The 18,232-nt window shown below is 71.5% G+C and carries 21 protein-coding genes; 7 read left to right on the top strand and 14 right to left on the bottom strand.

Translation table 11 applies throughout. The features are described 5' to 3' along the window. Window positions 1-302 precede the first annotated feature (302 nt). The 3 genes from IB242_RS17675 to IB242_RS17665 all read left to right on the top strand — a co-directional run bounded on the left by IB242_RS17675 (window position 303) and on the right by IB242_RS17665 (window position 2,053). Window positions 303-707 (top strand): hypothetical protein, encoded by a 405-nt coding sequence (locus IB242_RS17675; protein ID WP_192282642.1) that lies wholly within the window; start codon window positions 303-305, stop codon window positions 705-707. A 72-nt stretch (window positions 708-779) separates the two neighbouring features. Further along, window positions 780-1,256, top strand: a complete 477-nt coding sequence (gene trmL, locus IB242_RS17670) for a tRNA (uridine(34)/cytosine(34)/5-carboxymethylaminomethyluridine(34)-2'-O)-methyltransferase TrmL (protein WP_192282640.1) — start codon at window positions 780-782, stop codon at window positions 1,254-1,256. Window positions 1,257-1,498: 242 nt separating this feature from the next. Beyond that, window positions 1,499-2,053: an Ax21 family protein gene (locus tag IB242_RS17665; protein WP_192282638.1), complete on the top strand. Its 555-nt coding sequence runs from the start codon at window positions 1,499-1,501 to the stop codon at window positions 2,051-2,053. Between the two features lie 313 nt (window positions 2,054-2,366). On the opposite strand, the gene IB242_RS17660 is transcribed toward IB242_RS17665, so the two are convergent. From IB242_RS17660 to IB242_RS17640, 5 genes are all read right to left on the bottom strand, one after another. Further along, complete coding sequence (locus IB242_RS17660) at window positions 2,367-3,392, bottom strand: NAD(P)H-dependent glycerol-3-phosphate dehydrogenase (RefSeq protein ID WP_192282636.1); 1,026 nt, start codon at window positions 3,390-3,392, stop codon at window positions 2,367-2,369. Between the two features lie 17 nt (window positions 3,393-3,409). Beyond that, on the bottom strand, window positions 3,410-3,937 hold the full coding sequence (gene secB / locus IB242_RS17655) for a protein-export chaperone SecB (RefSeq protein WP_192282634.1): 528 nt from the start codon (window positions 3,935-3,937) through the stop codon (window positions 3,410-3,412). A 92-nt stretch (window positions 3,938-4,029) separates the two neighbouring features. Continuing rightward, entirely contained in the window at window positions 4,030-4,467 is a 438-nt protein-coding gene (locus IB242_RS17650) for a rhodanese-like domain-containing protein (RefSeq protein ID WP_192282632.1), read from the bottom strand. Between the two features lie 81 nt (window positions 4,468-4,548). Next, complete coding sequence (locus tag IB242_RS17645; RefSeq protein ID WP_192282630.1) at window positions 4,549-4,971, bottom strand: hypothetical protein; 423 nt, start codon at window positions 4,969-4,971, stop codon at window positions 4,549-4,551. A gap of 178 nt (window positions 4,972-5,149) precedes the next feature. Next, the gene (locus tag IB242_RS17640) at window positions 5,150-5,626 is read right to left on the bottom strand and encodes a YiiD C-terminal domain-containing protein (RefSeq protein WP_225540810.1); all 477 of its coding nucleotides are present in this window, start codon (window positions 5,624-5,626) and stop codon (window positions 5,150-5,152) included. A gap of 80 nt (window positions 5,627-5,706) precedes the next feature. On the opposite strand from IB242_RS17640, the gene IB242_RS17635 reads away from it, so the two are divergent. The 3 genes from IB242_RS17635 (at window position 5,707) to IB242_RS17625 (ending at window position 8,825) form a co-directional block, all read left to right on the top strand. Next, window positions 5,707-6,471 carry a uroporphyrinogen-III synthase gene (locus IB242_RS17635; RefSeq protein ID WP_192282628.1) on the top strand — a complete coding sequence of 255 codons (765 nt, stop codon included), beginning with the start codon at window positions 5,707-5,709 and terminating at the stop codon, window positions 6,469-6,471. Window positions 6,472-6,639: 168 nt separating this feature from the next. After that, a complete protein-coding gene (locus tag IB242_RS17630; RefSeq protein WP_192282626.1) occupies window positions 6,640-7,623 on the top strand; it encodes a uroporphyrinogen-III C-methyltransferase in 984 nt (327 codons plus the stop codon). Continuing rightward, a complete protein-coding gene (locus IB242_RS17625) occupies window positions 7,620-8,825 on the top strand; it encodes a heme biosynthesis HemY N-terminal domain-containing protein (protein ID WP_192282624.1) in 1,206 nt (401 codons plus the stop codon). The genes IB242_RS17630 and IB242_RS17625 overlap by 4 nt, the downstream gene beginning before the upstream one ends. Before the next feature lie 97 nt (window positions 8,826-8,922). Here IB242_RS17625 and IB242_RS17620 read toward each other — a convergent pair whose 3' ends face one another. From IB242_RS17620 to IB242_RS17610, 3 genes are read right to left on the bottom strand one after another with little or no spacing between them, the layout of a single operon-like run. Continuing rightward, window positions 8,923-9,081 carry a hypothetical protein gene (locus IB242_RS17620; RefSeq protein WP_192282621.1) on the bottom strand — a complete coding sequence of 53 codons (159 nt, stop codon included), beginning with the start codon at window positions 9,079-9,081 and terminating at the stop codon, window positions 8,923-8,925. A 31-nt stretch (window positions 9,082-9,112) separates the two neighbouring features. Further along, window positions 9,113-9,298 (bottom strand): hypothetical protein, encoded by a 186-nt coding sequence (locus IB242_RS17615; RefSeq protein WP_192282619.1) that lies wholly within the window; start codon window positions 9,296-9,298, stop codon window positions 9,113-9,115. Window positions 9,299-9,329: 31 nt separating this feature from the next. Then, a complete protein-coding gene (locus IB242_RS17610) occupies window positions 9,330-10,607 on the bottom strand; it encodes an acetyl-CoA C-acetyltransferase (RefSeq protein ID WP_192282617.1) in 1,278 nt (425 codons plus the stop codon). 176 nt (window positions 10,608-10,783) lie between these two features. Here IB242_RS17610 and IB242_RS17605 point away from each other — a divergent pair, with 176 nt between their 5' ends. Then, window positions 10,784-11,656 carry a hypothetical protein gene (locus IB242_RS17605; RefSeq protein ID WP_192282615.1) on the top strand — a complete coding sequence of 291 codons (873 nt, stop codon included), beginning with the start codon at window positions 10,784-10,786 and terminating at the stop codon, window positions 11,654-11,656. 379 nt (window positions 11,657-12,035) lie between these two features. Here the strand turns inward: IB242_RS17605 and IB242_RS17600 are convergent, their stop codons facing one another. The 6 genes from IB242_RS17600 to IB242_RS17575 all read right to left on the bottom strand — a co-directional run bounded on the left by IB242_RS17600 (window position 12,036) and on the right by IB242_RS17575 (window position 18,040). Then, window positions 12,036-12,659: a superoxide dismutase family protein gene (locus tag IB242_RS17600; RefSeq protein ID WP_192282613.1), complete on the bottom strand. Its 624-nt coding sequence runs from the start codon at window positions 12,657-12,659 to the stop codon at window positions 12,036-12,038. Window positions 12,660-12,720: 61 nt separating this feature from the next. Beyond that, entirely contained in the window at window positions 12,721-13,278 is a 558-nt protein-coding gene (locus tag IB242_RS17595) for a superoxide dismutase family protein (RefSeq protein WP_192282611.1), read from the bottom strand. Between the two features lie 130 nt (window positions 13,279-13,408). After that, window positions 13,409-14,836: a nitrogen regulation protein NR(I) gene (ntrC, locus tag IB242_RS17590; RefSeq protein ID WP_192282609.1), complete on the bottom strand. Its 1,428-nt coding sequence runs from the start codon at window positions 14,834-14,836 to the stop codon at window positions 13,409-13,411. Continuing rightward, window positions 14,833-15,888: an ATP-binding protein gene (locus IB242_RS17585; RefSeq protein WP_192282607.1), complete on the bottom strand. Its 1,056-nt coding sequence runs from the start codon at window positions 15,886-15,888 to the stop codon at window positions 14,833-14,835. The genes ntrC and IB242_RS17585 overlap by 4 nt, the downstream gene beginning before the upstream one ends. Window positions 15,889-16,190: 302 nt before the next feature. Continuing rightward, complete coding sequence (locus IB242_RS17580) at window positions 16,191-17,681, bottom strand: ammonium transporter (protein ID WP_192282598.1); 1,491 nt, start codon at window positions 17,679-17,681, stop codon at window positions 16,191-16,193. Window positions 17,682-17,701: 20 nt separating this feature from the next. Further along, window positions 17,702-18,040 carry a P-II family nitrogen regulator gene (locus IB242_RS17575; RefSeq protein ID WP_192282596.1) on the bottom strand — a complete coding sequence of 113 codons (339 nt, stop codon included), beginning with the start codon at window positions 18,038-18,040 and terminating at the stop codon, window positions 17,702-17,704. Between the last annotated feature and the right edge of the window lie 192 nt (window positions 18,041-18,232).

Here is an 18,232-nt window from a genome sequence, read left to right as displayed (position 1 = left end):
CCGTTCCGCGGTGCTGAGGCGCGGCGCAGATCCCGGTCCTGAGCACCGGAGGGGCGTCCGCTTCAGCTGAAGGCGGACGTCCGGACGCACGCGGACACCCGCAAAACCCGCTCAACCCCATGAATTTTCAATGACTTGCTGCTGGCACGCGTCATGCGTCGGGTCGGAGTGCGCCAGCGCTTCCGAGCAGTAAGTGAACAAAAGCTGAACACAAGTCGAAGAATGCAACGCCGCGCTTGCGTCACCCGAATCGGTGTACTACCTTACTACCACACCACTGATCACCAACACCGGAGCACACCATGAACGCCAAGATCCTGACCGCCGCGATGAGCCTGGCCCTGTCCCTGACCGCCGTTGCCGCCAACGCCTCCGACCGCATCGTCGACCTGCCGGCCGTCCAGGTCCGTCCGAGCGCCGACCAGCTGGCCGAGCGCGCCGCGATCGTCGAATCCCAGCAGCGCATCGTCACCCTCGACGCCGTCGTCGTCCGCCCGACCACCGCCCAGCGCGCCGAGCGTGCCGCGTTCCTGGCCGCCGAGCAGATGCTCAACGAGAACATCATCACCCTGGCCACCGTCTACGTGCGCCCCACCGCCGAGCAGCTGGCCGAGCGTGCCGCGGTCGTCGCCGCCGAACGTGCCCAGGCGATGGCGTCCCAGGCTGCGGTGTCCCTGGCCGCCGAAGCCCAGGCGCTGCAGCGCTGATCCGCTGCAGCCGCCCGGCGGCGCCACCCGCATGACCCGTGCAGCGCTGCGGCTGCCAGTAGAATCCGCGGCATGGAATCCCCTGTTTTCGACGTCCTGCTGTACCAGCCCGAGATCCCGCCCAACACCGGCAACGTGATCCGGCTCTGCGCCAACACCGGCGCGCGCCTGCACCTGATCGAGCCCCTTGGCTTCGTGATGGAGGACAAGCAGCTGCGGCGCGCCGGCCTGGACTATCACGAGTTCGCCCAGGTCCGCGTCCATCCGGATCTTTCCAGCGCGCTGTCGGCGATCCAGCCACGCCGCCTGTTCGCGCTCAGCACCCGCGGCACCGTGCGCCACGATCACCCGCAGTACGGCGATGGCGATGCCTTCCTGTTCGGGCCCGAAACCCGCGGGCTGCCGCAGGACGTGCTCGACGCCGTGCCCGAGGCACAGCGCCTGCGCCTGCCGATGCGCCCGCACAACCGCAGCCTCAACCTGTCCAACAGCGTGGCGGTGGTCGTGTTCGAGGCATGGCGCCAGAGCGGCTTCGCCGGCGCCGGCTGACACGCGCGCCCGCACCGTCCCTGGCGGCGCCGTGTCCCGCCCGGCGCGCCTTTCCATCGTGGGTCACCTACCACGCCCGTGTCCGCATGGAAGTTCCCTGCGCGCGCCTGAAATTTATATACCGCTCAGTTTGGTATTCAGGGGCTGTTGCGTTCACATCTCGATAATTCACCACAGCCGAGGCAGGCGCCTCCCCCGACGCGGCCCGGCCACAACAAACGACAAGAGAGTCGAATAAGAAAATGAAGAAGTCCCTGATTGCCCTGTCCCTGCTGGTCGCCGCTCCGTTCGCCGCTTCGGCTGCCGACGGCATCTCCTACAACTACGTCGAAGGCGGCTACGTCGCCACCAACGCCAGCGGTCCGGATGCCGATGGCTTCGGCGTGAACGGCTCGGTCGCGATCGCGCCGAACTTCCACCTGTTCGGCGGCTACAGCAACCAGGAAATCGACCACAGCAGCGTCGATTTCGACCAGTGGCGCGTCGGCGTCGGCTACAACCGCGAGATCGGCCGCGCTGCGGACCTGGTCACCCGCGTGGCCTACGAGAAGTTCGACGCCGGCCACGGCTTCGACTACGACGGCTGGAGCGCGGAAGTGGGCGTGCGCGGCGCGCTGACCCGCAACCTGGAAGGCTATGCGATGGCCGGCTACGAAGACGGCGACACCTACGACGGCGAGTTCTATGGCCGCCTGGGTGCGCAGGTGAAGTTCGCGCAGAACTGGGGCGTGTCGGGCGACGTGAAGTTCGTCGACGGCGACACCCAGTGGTTCGTCGGCCCGCGCTTCAGCTGGTAAGTGTCCCCCGGCAGGAGCGGACCTCTCTCCCTGCTCCTGCCAACCACTGGCGTGTTCCCTCCCTCCACGCCAGTTCCGGAGCCCGGCGCAAGCCGGGCTCTTTCTTTGTGCGCTGTGGCAATACGCCGCCGACGCGAGGGATGCGCGCATTGGCGTTTCCAGTGCACGCCACCACCCGCGGGGCAGCCCGCATGGCGCAGGAGCGCAACCGACCGACCGGCATGCGGCCTACGCCGCCGACGCCCGGCCAGGCGTGGAAAGAAGAACGCCGCCCTGGGGCGGCGTTCTGCCCATTCACGATCGTCCGATCCGCTCAGCGGAACAGCGTGTCCGGGTATTCCGGCTTCTGCTCGCGCGCCAGCAACTGGCGCAGGCCGTCGACCGGAGTGATCTCGCCATGCAGGACGGCCTGCACACCGGCCGAGATCGGCAGTTCGACACCATGCCGGTTGGCCAGGCGCATGACCTCGTCGGCGGTCTGCACCGACTCGACCACCTGGCCGATCTGGCGGATCGCCTCTTCCATCTGCTGGCCCCGGCCCAGGGCCAGGCCCAGGCGGCGGTTGCGCGAGAGGTCGCCGGTGCAGGTCAGCACCAGGTCGCCGAGGCCGGCCAGGCCCATCAGGGTTTCCGGACGACCGCCGATGGCGGCGGCCAGGCGCAGCACCTCGTTGAGGCCGCGGGTGATCAGGCCGGCGCGGGCATTGAGGCCCAGCTCCATGCCATCGGCCACGCCGGTGGCCACCGCCAGCACGTTCTTCATCGCGCCGCCGAGCTCGGCGCCGACCATGTCGTTGCCGGTGTAGGCGCGGAAGGCCGGCCCGTGCATCGCATCGGCCACGGTCTGGGCGAACGCCGGGTTCTCGCCGTGCACGGTCACCGCGGTCGGCAGGCCGAGCGCGACTTCCTTGGCGAACGAGGGACCGGTGACCACGGCCAGCGGCACGTCGACACCGAGGATGTCGCCGGCGACCTCATGCAGGAACCGGCCCGAGCCGGGCTCGAAGCCCTTGGTCGCCCAGGCCACGCCGGCACCGGCCGGCAGCAGCGGCGCCAGCAGCTTCAGCGTTTCGGTGAAGGCATGCGAGGGCACCACCACCAGCACCCAGCCGGCGTCGCGCACGGCGGCGGCCAGGTCGGTGGTCGCACGCAGGCTGTCCGGCAGCGGGATGTCCGGCAGGTAGCGCGGGTTGCGATGGTCGCGGTCGATCGCCTCGACCATCGCCGGATCACGGCCCCACAGCGTGGTGGAATGACCGTTGCGCGCTGTCAGGGTCGCCAGCGCCGTGCCCCAGGAGCCGGCGCCGAGGACCGCAATGGAGGATCGCTCGGCGCTCATCGGGACGTGCGCCGGGTTCAGGCGTTGCCCGCCGGTTCAACCGAGGCGATGTCGGCGTTGCCGCCTTCAGCCTGGGCCTGGCGCTGACGCACGGTCTCGGCGTACAGGGCGTCGAAGTTGATCGGCTGCAGCAGGAACGGCGGGAAGCCACCGGCCTGGATCAGCTCGCCGACCAGCTGGCGCACGTACGGGAACAGGATGTTCGGGCACTGGGTGCCGAGCAGCACGTCGACCGCCTGCGGCTGCAGGTTGGCCAGGCCGAACAGGCCGGCCTGGGCGACTTCGGCCACGTAGGCGGTCTTGTCGCCGACCTTGCAGGTCAGGGTGACCTTGAGCACGACCTCGAACAGGTTCTCGTTGAGGCGCTGGACGCTCTGGTTGAGGTTCAGCTGCAGGTCCGGCTGGGCGGACTCGCCGAACACGGCCGGGGCATTCGGGGACTCGAAGGAAACGTCCTTGACGTAGATCTTCTCGACGCTGAAGACGGGACCAGCGGCTTCCTGCTGGGCGGGGACGGCGGCGCCGTTGGTGGTTTCGTCGGACATTTCACAACTCCGGAAGGATGAGGGTTCGATCTGAAGCGATCGAACAGGAAATCGGGATTATCGCACGCCGTTCAAGGCACGACGGAGACGACTCAGGCGCGGCCCTTGACCAGCGGCAGGCCGGCGGCCTGCCAGGCGTTGATGCCGCCATCGAGCACGTTGACCTGCTCGAAGCCGGCCTTCTTCAGCTTGGACGCGGCATCGCCGGAGGCGTTGCCGCTGCGGCACACCAGCACCACCGGCGACTGCCTGGCATTGGCCAGCAGCTTCGACTGCGGGTCGAACTGGCTGGGAATGACGTTGCGGCTGCCGGGGATGTGGCCCTTCTCGAAGTCGGCGGTGGCCGACAGGTCCACCACCAGCGCGCCCTGCTGGTTCATCAGCACGGTCAGGTCGGCGGGCTTGAGGCTCTTGTAGCCGCGCATCAGGCGCGCGATCTCGGTGTAGACGATGGCCAGGGTGAGACCGAGCAGACCGAGCGACAGCATCGGGTGGCGGCCGAAGAAGGCCATCAGGGTTTCGAGATTCACGGCAGCTCAGGATCGGGTGGTCGAAGCGGGCGGGGATTGTCGCACATGCGGCCGCCCGGGCTGTCCCGGGCGATCGGTGACTCATTCCCCGGCCCAGAAATCGGGCAGGCGGCCGTCCTGCCACCAGCGCTTGGCCTCGCGGTCCCAGCGCCAGCGCTCCTGGAAACGGACGATCCGCTCGGTCTGGGTATGGCGGTTGATCACGCCGACCTCGACGTCGCGCACCACACGGCCGTCCTCCAGCTCGCCGCTGCCGCCCTCGCGGTAGCTGGACACCTGCAGCTGCCGGTAGCGCTCCAGCTCCAGTTCGGTCAGCGGCCGCGCCGCGCGTTCGGCGGGATCGACCAGCTGCCAGGCGCCCTCGTAGTCGCTCCAGCGCAGCGCCGACGACCAGGCGTTCTGGACCTGCTCCAGGCGCAGCTTCTGCCGCGCGTTCATCGCCTCGGCGGGCGCGGAGGCGGCCAGCATCCACAGCAGCGACAGCAGGATCACGAGCGGACGCATTGGCCATTCCCCGGAGCAGGATCGGCGCATCCTAGCAGGCCGCCACGGCGTGCCGGCCCGCGCGATGCAGCGCGCGGGTACGCGGATCGCACGGTGCGGCGGGCAGACGCCGTGCTGGTGCGCCATGGCGATGCCGGCAGCGCCGTCCCGTGACCGGAGGGCCGGCCGTGGACGCTGCTCAGCTGCGCGCCAGGGCCACGAACCGGCCGCTCAGCGTGGTCGCCTCGCCGCCATCGGGCAGCAGGATGCGGGCACGGATGCGGCAACGCGCACGGCCGCGCTGCCGGAACGTGGCGACGAAGCCGGCCCAGTCGCCGTCCTCCAGCTCGGCCTCCGCTTCGAGTGCGGCGTACAGCGGAGCCAGATAACGCACATCGCTGTCGGCGACGAAGACATCGGCCTCCAGCCCGGCCTGCGACAGCTGCAGCGTGGTCAGTCCCCAGCCGGCCAGGGTCAGCAGCGACACCAGGCTGCCACCGAAGGCCGAGCCCTTGTCGTTGATGTTCGGTGCCAGCGGCGCGGTCAGCCGCAGACGTCCATCGGCATAGCCGGCCACGTCGACCTGCATCGCCAGCACCTGCGGAATGCTGCGGTAGTGGCCGCGCAGCGGTTCCAGCAGATCGTGCGGAGGGGTGGACGGCATCGGGACGGACATCGGGCGGACTCCTGCGGCAGAAGCGATGGCGCGCCGCGCGCACGGCGGACCGGCGACGACACCGGCCGCATAATGCCGCAATGGATACGACACGTCGCCGCGCCTGGTGCCTGGTCTCATTGCGTCCGCAGGGCGGGCACGCACCGCTGCGCCGCGTGGCCGCGCGCCACGGCATCGGCATGCTGGCGCTGTCGCCGTGGCGCCTGCAGCCGCGCACCGACGCGGCGACGCGGCAAGTGCTGGACGCGGCGCTGGAGGCGGACGTGGTGCTGTTCACCAGCCCGGCCGCGGTGCACGCCGCCGCGGCCCTGCGGCCGCTCGGACCGGCCTGCGCACAGCGGACCTGCGCCGGGGTCGGCGCCGGCACCGCCGCCGCACTGCGCCGCCACGGCGTGGCCCATCCGCTGGCGCCGCAGCGGATGGACAGCGAAGGCCTGCTGGCGCTTCCAGCCTTCGCCGCCCCGGCGCACGTCGGGCTGGTCACCGCGCCGGGCGGGCGCGGGATGATCGCGGCCGAACTGGCCAGACGCGGCGCGGCGCTGGTGCGCGCCGACGTCTACGCGCGGGTGGCGGTGGCCCCGTCCAGCCGCGCCCTCGCCGGGCTGCGTGCGCTCGACGTGCCTGCCTGCATCGCGCTGAGCAGCGAGGAAGCGCTGCGCACGGTGCTGGCGCGCGTGCCCGAAGACGTCGCGGCGATCCTGCGGCGGTGCCGGGTGGCGGCGGCCAGCGCGCGTCTTGCCGCGGTTGCCGGCGAACTCGGCTTCGGTGCCGCCACCCTTGCCGACAGCGCGCGTCCGGCCGACCTGGTCGACGCCGCACGCGCGGCGATGCATGCGTCCGACTGAGCCGTCCGCGAAGTCCACCGGTGGCACCTCCGCGGACCGGCATCCACGCCCTTCGTCGCGCTTGCGGGGCAGGCGGGGCCAAGCGATGCTTTGCCGGCGGCCTCCTCCCGGACGCGGAACGTCGATGACGGTTCCGGCGGGTGCGACGGCCGGACAAGGATTGCTGCCGTGAACGAGACCTCCCCCTCCCCTCCGCATCGACGCTGGGTCTATCCGCTGCTTGCGGCCGTGTCCGTCCTGCTGGTGCTGGCCGCCTGGTCGGGCTGGTCGGCGTGGCAGGCGCGGCAGCTGCGCGCGCTCGCCCAGGTCGAGACCGACACCCGCCAGCTCGACGCGCTGATGCAGCGCATGGACACGCTGCGCGGCGATCTGCGCGCGCAGGGCCGGCTGCTGCAGGACGCCGCGTCGGCCAACCGCGTGCTGCGCGACGAAGTGCTCGGCCTGGGCCAGCGCAACGCGCTGCTCGAGGAAACCGTGGCCCGGCTGGCGGTCGGCAGCCGCGAGGCCAGCCAGGCGGTGAAGCTGGACGAAGCCGAGCTGCTGCTGGTGATGGGCGCGCAGCGCCTGCGCATCGCCGGCGATCTCGATGGCGCGCGGCGCGCCTACGCGCTGGCCGCCGGCGTGCTCGACGGGCTGGACGAACCCGCCCTGCTCAACCTGCGCCAGGCGCTGGCGCAGGAGCGCCTCGCGCTCGATGCGCTGGGGCCGGGCCCACGTGTCGCGGTCGCCACCCGCCTGGACGCACTGGGCCAGCGCCTGGGGACCCTGCCCCGGGACACGCCGCACGACCCGGCCGCACTCGCTGCCCGGCCGGCATGGCAGCGCCTGCTCGCGCCCTTGCTGGAGATCCAGCCCAGCGGCGGCCATGCGCTGATGACCGCCGCCGAGCGCCACCAGGGCGAGGACGCGATGCAGGTCGAACTGACCCTGGCCCGCGCCGCGCTCGAACGCGGCGACGTCGACGCCTTCCACACGGCGCTGAACCGCGTGCAGACCTGGCTGCTGCGGTTGTGGCCCGATTCACCCGGACTGCGTGAAGTTCGTGGCGAACTCGATGCGTTGCGCACGCTGCCGCTGCAGCCGGACGTGGCGGTGCTGGACAGCACCCTGCAGCAGCTGCGGGCGATGCGCGATGGAAGGATGATCCGATGAAGCCGTTCCGTTCCCTGCTGGTGCTGCTGGTCGTCGCCTGCCTCGGCGTGCTCGGCGCGCAATGGCTGTCCTACCAGGACGCCGAGGCGCTGGGCCGCGTCATCGTCCGTGGCGGCGGCTACGACTACAGCACCACGCTGCCCAAGGCCGCGCTGCTGGTGGTGCTGGGCTGGCTGCTGCTGTCGCTGCTGGTGATGCTGCTGCGGCTGCCGTTCCGTACCTGGATCCGCTATCGCCGCCGTCGCGGCCGCGCGCAGCTGCTGGATGGGCTCAAGGCGCTGGAGGCCGGCCACTGGCAGCGCGCCGACCGGCTGCTCGCGGCGTCGGCCGACGATGGCGAGACCGGCGGTGTCGCCCTGGCCGCCGCGGTGCGCAGCGCCGACGCGCGTGGCGACGAGGCGGTGGCCGAGGCGAGGATGCAGGCGCTGGCGCAGCGCGATCCGGTCGCCCATGCGGTGCTCGCGGCCGAGCGCCTGCTCGCGCGCGGACGCCCGGTCGACGCGATCAACGCACTCGATGTCGCCGACGCGCAGCCATTGCCGCCGCGCGGCCTGCTGCTGCGCACCCAGGCCCTGATCGCGATCGGCCACTCCAGCGAGGCCTACGGCCTGCTCGGCGCGCTGCGCCAGCAGGGCGCGCTGACCGACCCGGCGCTGGCCGCGCTCGAGATCGACCTGGCCGCCCGCGCGCTGCGCGAGGCCGACGATGCCAACCTGCTGGCCGAGCACTGGGAACGTCTGCCCAAGCCGCTGCGCACGGCACCGGCGGTGGTGACCGCCTACGCCGAACGCGCGGCGGCGCTGGGCTGGCGCGACGCCGCGCTGCACAGCATCGAACAGGCGCTGGACACGCAATGGGACGAATCGCTTGCGGTGCTGCACGGTCGCCTGCCGATCGACCATGTCGACTCGCGCCGTGCCAGCGCACAGCTGTGGCTGCAGGCGCATCCGGACAGCCCGGGCCTGCTGCTGTCGCTCGGCCGTCTGGCCGCGCAGCAGGGCCAGTGGCAGCAGTCGCGCGAATTCCTGCATCGGGCCATCGCGCTGGGCGCCGGTGCGCCGGCCTGGGAGGCGCTGGGCGACGGTCTGGCCGAAACCGGCGACGATGCCGGCGCGCGCACCGCCTATGCCAACGCGCTGCGGGCCAGCCGCGGCGAACCCGTGCCGCTGCCGGCGTCACCGGTCGTGCTGCTGGAGCACTAGCGCCGGCTGCAGCGGTCTGGACGGCGATCCTGCACGTCACCGCGGCACTGCCGGTCAGGCGCGAGCCGGAGCAGGGTGAACGACCCGTGCGTCTGGATCAGGCGCCAGCGCTGGTGGCCTCGATACGGAACACCCCGGTGCCGCTCCAGCAATGCGCGCCGTCGTCGTCCCACGACGCGACGTTGAGGGTCAGGACCGCGGCGTCGCCGATCTGCCGCACATCCGGAACGATCAGTTCGAAGCGGGCCGCACGCACCTGCCCCGGGGCGCCTCGTCGTAACAGGCGGTCAGCGCGACCAGTCCGCCGATCCGCTTGGCCTGGAACGCGGCGTAGACACCACGTCCTCGGCGCTGATCGCCAGATAGCCGGACGGGTCGCCCTGGCACCAGCGGACCAGCGCGGCGTGCTCCGGCGCGATCAGCTGGTCGCGCACGTCGCGGGTCATCGGGTCGGGCACGGCGGCATCGGACACGGAAGCAGCCGCGGTGGTGCGGGGTACCAGCTCAGCGCTCGACGATCGCGACCACGCCCATGCCCCCGGCGGTGCAGATCGATACCAGCGCACGCCCGCCGCCACGCTCGACCAGCTGCTTGGCGGCGGTGGCGATGACACGCGCACCGGTCGCGGCGAACGGATGGCCGGTGGCCAGCGAGGAGCCGACCGGGTTGATCTTCTCCGGGTCGATCCGGCCCAGCGGTACTTCCAGACCCAGCCGGTTGCGGCAGTAGTCCTCGCTCTCCCAGGCGCGCAGCGTGCACAACACCTGCGCGGCAAAGGCCTCGTGGATCTCGTAGATGTCGAAGTCCTGCAGGGTCAGGCCGTTGCGTGCCAGCATCTCGGCCACGGCCACGGTCGGCGCCATCAGCAGACCTTCGCCGTGGACGAAGTCGACCGCCGCCACGTGCGCATCGCGCAGGTACGCCTGCGGCTCCAGGCCATGCGCGCGCGCCCACTCCTCGCTGGCCAGCAGCGCGGCGGCGGCGCCATCGGTCAGCGGGGTGGAGTTGGCCGCGGTCAGGGTGCCGCGGCCGGAGGCCTTGTCGAACGCCGGCTTCAGCGTGGCCAGTTTTTCCAGCGTGGTGTCCGGGCGCAGGATGTTGTCGCGCTCGACCCCGCGGAACGGCGCGATCAGGCCGTCGAAGAACCCGCGCTCATACGCGGCGGCCAGCTTGCGGTGCGAGGACACCGCCCACTCGTCCTGCGAGTCGCGCGAGATGTTCCACTCCTTGGCCATGTCCTCGCAGTGCTCGCCCATGCTCTTGCCGGTGCGCGGCTCGGCCACGCCGGGGAACTCGGGTTTGAGCTCGCCGAGCTTGAAGCCCCGGAACGCGCCCAGCTTGTCCTTGAACGTCTTGCCGCGATTGGCGGCCAGCAGCCGCGCGCGCAGCTTCTTGCCGTACACGATCGGCACATCCGACGTGGTGTCCGAGCCGCCGCCGATGCCGGCCTCGATCTGGCCCAGCGCGATCTTGTTGGCAACGGTGATGATCGAATCCAGGCTGGTGCCGCAGGCGCGCTGCAGGGTGATGCCCGGCGTCAGCGGCGACAGGCCGGAGGACAGCGCAGCCTCGCGGCCCAGGTTCCAGTCCGAGGCGTGCTTGATCACCGCCCCCATCGCGACTTCGCCCAGCTGCTGGCCGTGCAGGCCGAAACGCTCGACCAGCGCCCCCAGGGTGCGTACCGACATGCCGAGGTTGCCGACGTCCGAATAGGCGGTGTTCTGGCGGCAGAACGGGATGCGGACACCGCCGAGAATGGCGACGGGACGGGCGACTGGCATGGAGTGACCTCGACTGGATTCCGTTCGTGGACGGCCTGCATACGCGACCGAATGCATAATGTCCGCAGTGTAGCCTCCACCCGGCAAGCGGCCAATGACCCAGACTTTCCCAGGCATGAACGACGTCCGCCCTTTCTCTTTCCCGTGCCACTCCCTGTCCCCGTGGAGCCGCCGCCATGACTGACGCGCATGTGCGCGGTGTGTTCGCGCTCGAACTGGCCAACGGCGAGTCGCCGCGCAGGCACGCGCTCAGCCCCGGCCTCGCCGGCGAACTGGCGGTGCGCGTCGGTCGTGATCTCGCCCGGCTGGTGCAGGGGGTGGAGTCGCTGGACCTGAGTTTCGCCGCCGCACACTTCGACCCCGCCGAAGCGCTGCGCCCGGGCTGGCCGCTGCACCAGCGGCTGCAGGAGCTGCGCGTGCGCGCCCCCGGACAGAAGCAGGGCCCGCGCGTGCTGGCGTTCGGCGCCGATGCCGAGGGCGAGGTGCCGTTGCCGTTCCAGGCCGAACCGGCGCTGGTCGGTGGCGGTCTGCGCGTACTGCCGTTCCTGCTCAGCGGCGCGGCCGACGTCGTCGCCGAGGTCGGCGAGGCGCTGGAGGAGCAGCTGCTGCAGTTCGGCATGGCGCAGGCCGACACGGCGCTGCTGGCGCAGGAAGGCTTCGGCGCCAGCATCGAACATGCGCGCTACCTGACCGCACACGATCTGGCCGCGATGATGGCCATGCAGTACGACCACCAGAACCTGGCGCCACTGTGGAATCTGGTGGAGTCGGCCCTGCTCGCCCCCGGCAACGAGGAATGGCTCGACGCCGCACCCGAACCGCTGCTGCGCCTGCACGACGGCGAGGTGCGGATGGCGCTGTTCGACCCGGCCGGCTGGTGCGATTACTACGCGCACGGCAAGGACGACTGCGAACGCCTGCGTGGCATCTACGAGCAGTACCTGATGCGGCAGCGGCAGATGGCTGCGGTGCTCGAAGCGCACGGCATCCCGGTGCTGTACGTGCATGCCGAGAGCGGCCAGAACGCGCGCCAGGCCCTGCAGGCCTGAATCGCCGACCGCCCCACGCCTGGTGGGGCGGCAGGCGCCACGTCAACGACCGGTCACGCGCTCCTCCGCTGCCTGTGCGCAGGCGATGAGCGCCGAGGCTATGCCCTGACCATTCGCACGGACGCGATCGCCAACCAGCCAGCGCTGCGGGCATGAGCCATTGCGGCGCGCCACCATGGCGTCCTGCACTGCCATGCGTGGCGGACCATGACGTCGCCGCGCCTGCGCGCTGGCCGGTGCGATGACCGTCCAGGATCGTCATCGCCTACCTGATGCACGTCGGGACACGGCAGAACGGACGCGCATGTCTGCCGGCCAGCTCGCCGGGACGCTGCCGCTGTACAACGGACGCCCGTCGCGGGCGTCCGCCGCTGAATCCTCAGCGCGAGGCGACTTCGCCGGCGGCGATCACCGCGCAGGCCAGGCGCGCGCCGGCATTGCCGGTCGGCTGGGTGGCGTAGTCGTCCGGGTCGGCATGCACGATCAGGCCCTTGCCGACGATGTCGAAGGCCGCATCGCCGCCGATGTTCACGTCGGTGGCGATCGGCGTGTCGACCTTGGCCACGCCCTGCGCGTCGGCTTTCAGGTTCGGCATGTCGCCGCCGTGATGCGGGGCGGCGTCGATGCTGCCATGGGCCAGGCCGGCCGGGTTGAAGTGGCCACCGGCGCTGCTCCCGTCGGGGGCGCTGCAGTCGCCGTTCTCGTGGATGTGGAAGCCGTGCTCGCTGTCCGGGGCCAGGCCGGTGATCTCGCCGTTGGCATGGACGCGGCCGTTGACCACGGTGAAGGTGACGTTGCCGCGCACCTGGCTGCCTTCGGTCGGGGCCAGTTCGGCGGTGGCGGTGTTGCCGGCCGCGGTGACGTTGCTGCCGGCCTCGGCCGGCACTGCCGGGGCGTCGGCGGTGGCGCCCGGCTGCGGCGCAGGCGCCGGCTCCTGCTGCTGGCAGGCGCCGAGACCGGCGACGACGAGGGCGGCGAACAGGGCGGTATGGATCTGGCGCATCGGAAGCTCCTTGCGATGGGGGAAAACCAGCGGAGAACGCAGTCTCCGCGAGAACGGACGATCAGCGCGTGACGCGGACCAGGCCGCAGGCCAGGCGCGCACCGGCGTTGCCGGTGGGCTGGCTCTGGTAGTCGTCGGGATCGGCGTGCACGATCACCGCGCGGCCGGCGATGTCGTTGGCGGCGGTGCCGCCCAGGGTCACGCCGCGCAGGTGCACGTTGACCCGCGCCACGCCCTCGGCGTCGGCCTCGATGTTGTCCATGTCGCCGGCATGGTGGGCGCCGTGCCCGGCGCGTCCGTGCGGCGCCGCGGCCGGATTGAAATGGCCGCCGGCGCTGCTGGCGTCGACCGCGCTGCAGTCGCCGCGTTCGTGCACGTGGAAACCGAACCGTCCCAGCGGCCGCAGGCCGCCGACCTCGCCGGCGATGTGCACGCCATCGCCCATCGGCGCGATCTCCAGACGTCCGCTGACCCGGCTGCCGGAGGCGGAGGCCAGCACCACCACCGCCTGCTGCGCGGTGCTCACCGCGGGCGGCGGCGGCGGAGCGGCCGGTCGCTCCGGCGGCGTGGTGCCGCAGGCGGCCAGGGCCAGGACGATCGGGACGACGGCAAGACGCATGCGGCGCTATCTCTTCACGAAGACATGGTCGGCGAGGATAGGCCAGGCACCGGTTCAGGGCGAATGAAGCCGGTGCCGCCGGCTGATCGCGCGTTCACGATCGCGCCGGACGGGGTGCGGCAGCCGGCGGTCAGCGACGGCGACGGCCGGGCCCGAGCTTGCGGGTGACCGTGTTGCGACCGACACCGAGCAGGCTGGCCGCTTCGGTGCGCCGCCCGCCGGTGTGCTGCAGGGCCGCGCCGAGCAGCGCCTGGTCGAAGCGGTCGCGCGCCTCGGCATGCAGGTCGCGGGCACCGGCCTGCAGGCAGGCCAGCGCCCATTGCCCGAGCTGCCGGTCCCATTCGGCCGGGCCGGCGCTGCTGGGCGGCAGCGCGGCGACCGGCGCCTGGATGCCGTCCAGGTCCTCGACGGTGATGGTCTCGCCCGGGGCCAGCGCGGCCAGGCGCCAGCACACGTTCTGCAGCTCGCGCACGTTGCCGGGCCACTCCAGCGCCTGCAGCGCGCGCATCGCCGCCGCGTCGAAGCGCTTGGCCGGCGCGCCGAGCTTGCGCGCGGCGCGGTGCAGGAAGGTGTCGGCCAGGGTCGGAATGTCGCCACGCCGCTCGCGCAGCGGTGGCAGCTGCAGCCGCACGACGTTGAGCCGGTGCAGCAGGTCGGCGCGGAAGCGGCCCTGCTGGACCAGCGCCTCGAGGTCCTGGTGGGTCGCGGCGATCACGCGCACGTCGACCCGGATCAGCTCGCGCCCGCCGACGCGGAAGAACTCGCCCTCGGCCAGCACGCGCAGCAGGCGGGTCTGCAGCGAGGCCGGCATGTCGCCGATCTCGTCCAGGAACAGGGTGCCGCCATCAGCCTGCTCGAAGCGGCCCACGTGGCGGCGCTGCGCGCCGGTGAACGCGCCGGCCTCGTGGCCGAACAGCTCGCTTTCCAGCAGTTCGGCCGGGATCGCGGCGGTGTTGAGCGCGACGAACGGCCCCTTCGCGCGCGGCGACTCGCGGTGCAGCGCGCTGGCCACCAGTTCCTTGCCGGTGCCGGTCTCGCCGGTGATCAGCACCGACAGCGGCGCCTGCGCCAGCCGGCCGATCGCGCGGAACAGGGCACGCATCGCCGGGGTGTCGCCGATCAGGTCCGCGCCACCGTCGGGCAGCACCACCGGCGGTGGTTCGGCCGGCGCCTGGGCCGCGTCCTCGGCCGGCAGGGTGCGCGCGGCCAGCGCGACCGCGTCGTCCAGGTCGAACGGCTTGGACAGGAATTCGTGCGCGCCGCCGCGGAACGCGCTGGCGGTGCTGGCGACGTCGGTATAGGCCGACATCACGATCACCGGCAGTTGCGGATGCGCCGCCTTGAGCCGGTCGAGCAGGACCAGGCCATCCTCGCCCGGCATGCGCACATCGGTGAACAGCAGGTCGGGCGCGCCACGCACGCGCAGCGCGGCCAGCGCGCTGGAGGCATTCTCGAAGCCGTCGACCTCGTAGCCGGCGTCGCGCAGCGCGGTGGCCAGCACGAAGCGGACCGACCGGTCGTCGTCGACCACCCAGACGCGTCGGTTGTCGGAATTCATGCGCTGATGCCTCCTGCATCGGGTTCGGCCTGCGGCAGCAGCAGGGTGAAGACGGTATGCCCCGGACGGGAACGGAAGGTCAGCGAGCCGCGGTGCTCGCGTGCGACCTGGTGGGCCAGGGCCAGGCCCAGGCCGCTGCCCTCGGCGCGGCCGCTGACCAGCGGCAGGAACAGGTGCTCGGCCAGTTCCTCGGGCACGCCGCGGCCGTCGTCGACGATCTCCACCCGCAGCGCGCGCGCGTGCAGGTGGTCGCGGATGTGCAGGCCGCTCTCGACCCGGGTGCGCAGCACGATGGTCGATGCGCCGGCCTGCAGGGCGTTGCGGACCAGGTTCCAGACCGCCTGGGTGAGGCGGTCGGCGTCGCCGGCCAGCTCGGGAATGGACGGGTCGTAGTCGCGCTGCACGCGGACCGACCAGCCGCCTTCGGTCTCGGCCAGGCGCAGCACGCGTTCGAGCACGGCGTGGATGTTCAGCGGCGCATGCGGGCGCTGCGGCGACGGCGACATCAGCTGCTCGACCAGCTGGCTGAGCCGGTCGATCTCGGCGCCGATCAGGTCGATGAGCTCGCGCTCGCCGGGGTCCTGGTCGTGCCGCGTGCCGGCGCGGCGTGCGAGCAACTGCGCCGCCCCCTTGAGCCCGGCCAGCGGATTGCGCAGTTCGTGGGCCAGGCCCTTGAGCGCGGCCTGCAGCGCGCCGGGCAGGCGCTGGGCGGGATCGTCGGTGGAAAACCCGTCCACCGGATGCGCCTCCAGCAGCCAGCCATCGCCGAAGCGGGTCACCCAGCCATCGGCGAAACACGGCTGCTCGCCGGGCATGCCCATCGCGGTCCTGTGCAGGCGCAGCACTTCGCGGTCGTTCTGGTCGAGAAAGCGGGCCAGCGACTCGCCTTCCAGCTCCAGCGCGGCCAGCGGCTGGCCGAGCAGGCGCCGCGCGCCGACGCCGAGCCAGCGCGGGAACGCCTGGTTGAGGCCGACGATGCGCGCCTGTCCGTCGGTCCAGGCGACCGGCGTGGTCAGGTGATTGAGGGCGGGAAGCTCGGCCATGTCGCTCATTGCACCAACTTAGTGCATTCGGGCGCGCGCAGCGAGCGGCATCCACAGGCCGGCCGGCCCGCTCGGGCAGCACCCGGACCCCCGCCGACACCGGTGCGGTGGTGCCGGGGACGCAGGGTCCTGCGGCGCCGGCCAGGGCCGGTACCGGGATGCTGGCGGTCGGTCGTCATGGAGCTCACCTCGCGACGGCGGATGGCGGATGCGCCCCCTGCGGCACACAGCGCTGGAGACGCCACGGCACCGGGCCGCGGCCTCCAGACTCGGACCGGTCCGTGGCGTCGGGGCCACGGACCGGATGTCGCTCAGCCTTCGTAGGCCCGCTCGCCGTGCGAGCTGATGTCCAGGCCTTCGCGTTCGGCTTCCTCGCTGACGCGCAGGCCGAACAGCACCTTGGTCAGCAGCATGATCACGCTGGTGACGATGGCGCACCAGGCGATGGTGACCAGCACGCTGAAGGTCTGCGCCCACACCTGCGCGCCGATCGACACGTCGATGCCGGTGCCGCCCAGCGAGGCATCGCTGAACACGCCGGTGAGCACCGCGCCGACGATGCCGCCGATGCCGTGCACGCCGAACACGTCCAGGCTGTCGTCCGCGCCCAGCAGGCGCTTCAGACCGTTGACGCCCCACACGCAGATCACGCCGGCGGCCAGGCCGATGACGATCGCGCCCATCGGGCCGACGCTGCCGGCGGCCGGAGTGATGCCGACCAGGCCGGCGATCGCGCCGGAGGCACCGCCCAGTGCCGACGGCTTGCCCTTGGCGATCGCTTCCACCAGGGTCCAGCCGACCACGCCGGCGGCAGTGGCCACCATCGTGTTGATCATCGCCAGCGACGCGGCGGCGTCGGCGGCCAGCGCCGAGCCGGCGTTAAAGCCGAACCAGCCCACCCACAGCAGCGAGGCGCCGATGAAGGTGTAGGGCACGCTGTGCGGCTTCAGCGCTTCCTTGCCGTAGCCCAGGCGCTTGCCCAGGAAGTACGCGCCGATCAGGCCCGCGACGCCCGCGTTGATGTGGACCACGGTGCCGCCGGCGAAGTCGATCACGCCCTTGTGCGCCAGGAAGCCGGCCTCACCGCTCCACACCATGTGCACCATCGGCAGGTAGCCGAAGGTGACCCACAGCACGGAGAAGAACAGCACGGCCTTGAACTTGATGCGCTCGGCGAACGAACCGACGATCAGCGCGGTGGTGATGCCGGCGAAGGTCGACTGGAACACGATGAACAGGAACTCGGGCAGGCCGCCGGCATCGGTGTCGGGCGTGATGCCCTTCAGGAACGCCTTCTCGGTGAACGAGCCGAAGAACGCATTGCCCTCGGTGAACGCGGCGCTGTAGCCGTAGGACACCCAGACCAGCACGACCACCGAGTACACCACCAGCACCTGCATCAGCACCGACAGCACGTTCTTCGAGCGGACCATGCCGCCGTAGAACAGGGCCAGGCCGGGCACGACCATCAGCAGGACGAGCAGGGTCGAGGTCAGCATCCAGGCGACGTTGCCACTGTCGAAGGCCGGCGCTTCGGCGGCCGCTTCTTCAGTGGCTTCGGCGGCCGCGACGACGGTCTCGGCCGCTGCCGCTTGGGCAACCTCGGCGGAGGCGACCGCCGCATCGGCCGCGACGTCCGCGGTCTCCGCGGCAGCCTCGGTGGCGGCCTCGGCAGGCGGCGCGCTGGCCTCCTGGGCGACGGCGTTGCCGGCGAATGCGGTGGTCGCCAGCGCGGTCACCAGCATCAGCAGGCAGACGGAATAGAACCGGGTCTTCCACCCGGCCAGGAAACGGATGTTCATGGGCTCACTCCGGGTGATGGTTAGATCGCGTCGGCGCCGATTTCGCCGGTACGGATGCGGATGACCTGCTCGACGGCGGTGACGAAGATCTTGCCGTCGCCGATCTTGCCGGTGCCGGCCGACTGCTGGATCGCTTCCAGCACCGCGTCCAGGCGGTCGTCGGTGACGACGGTTTCGATCTTGATCTTGGGCAGGAAATCGACGACGTACTCGGCGCCGCGGTACAGCTCGGTGTGGCCCTTCTGGCGCCCGAAGCCCTTGACTTCGGTCACGGTGATGCCCGACACGCCAGCCTGGGCGAGTGCTTCGCGCACTTCGTCGAGCTTGAACGGCCGGATGATGGCGGTGATCAGTTTCATGTTCATATCCCGATGGTGGTGGGACCGGCCGCGCGGGCCGGGCGATTCGGAACATCGGCCACGGTCGACCAGGCCCGGTGGGCCTGGTGTTCCGTCCAACATGGCCGCCCCGTGCTGGCGGCGGCTTACTGATTCGCAGGCTGCATGCGACTTCTGTGGGGGAGGTCTGGCAGGCCCTTGAATCGTCTCTCT

The sequence above is a fragment of the Xanthomonas sp. XNM01 genome, assembly GCF_014851915.1.
Classification (GTDB): Bacteria; Pseudomonadota; Gammaproteobacteria; order Xanthomonadales; family Xanthomonadaceae; genus Pseudoxanthomonas.
This window is presented reverse-complemented; position numbering and strand designations above follow the sequence as displayed.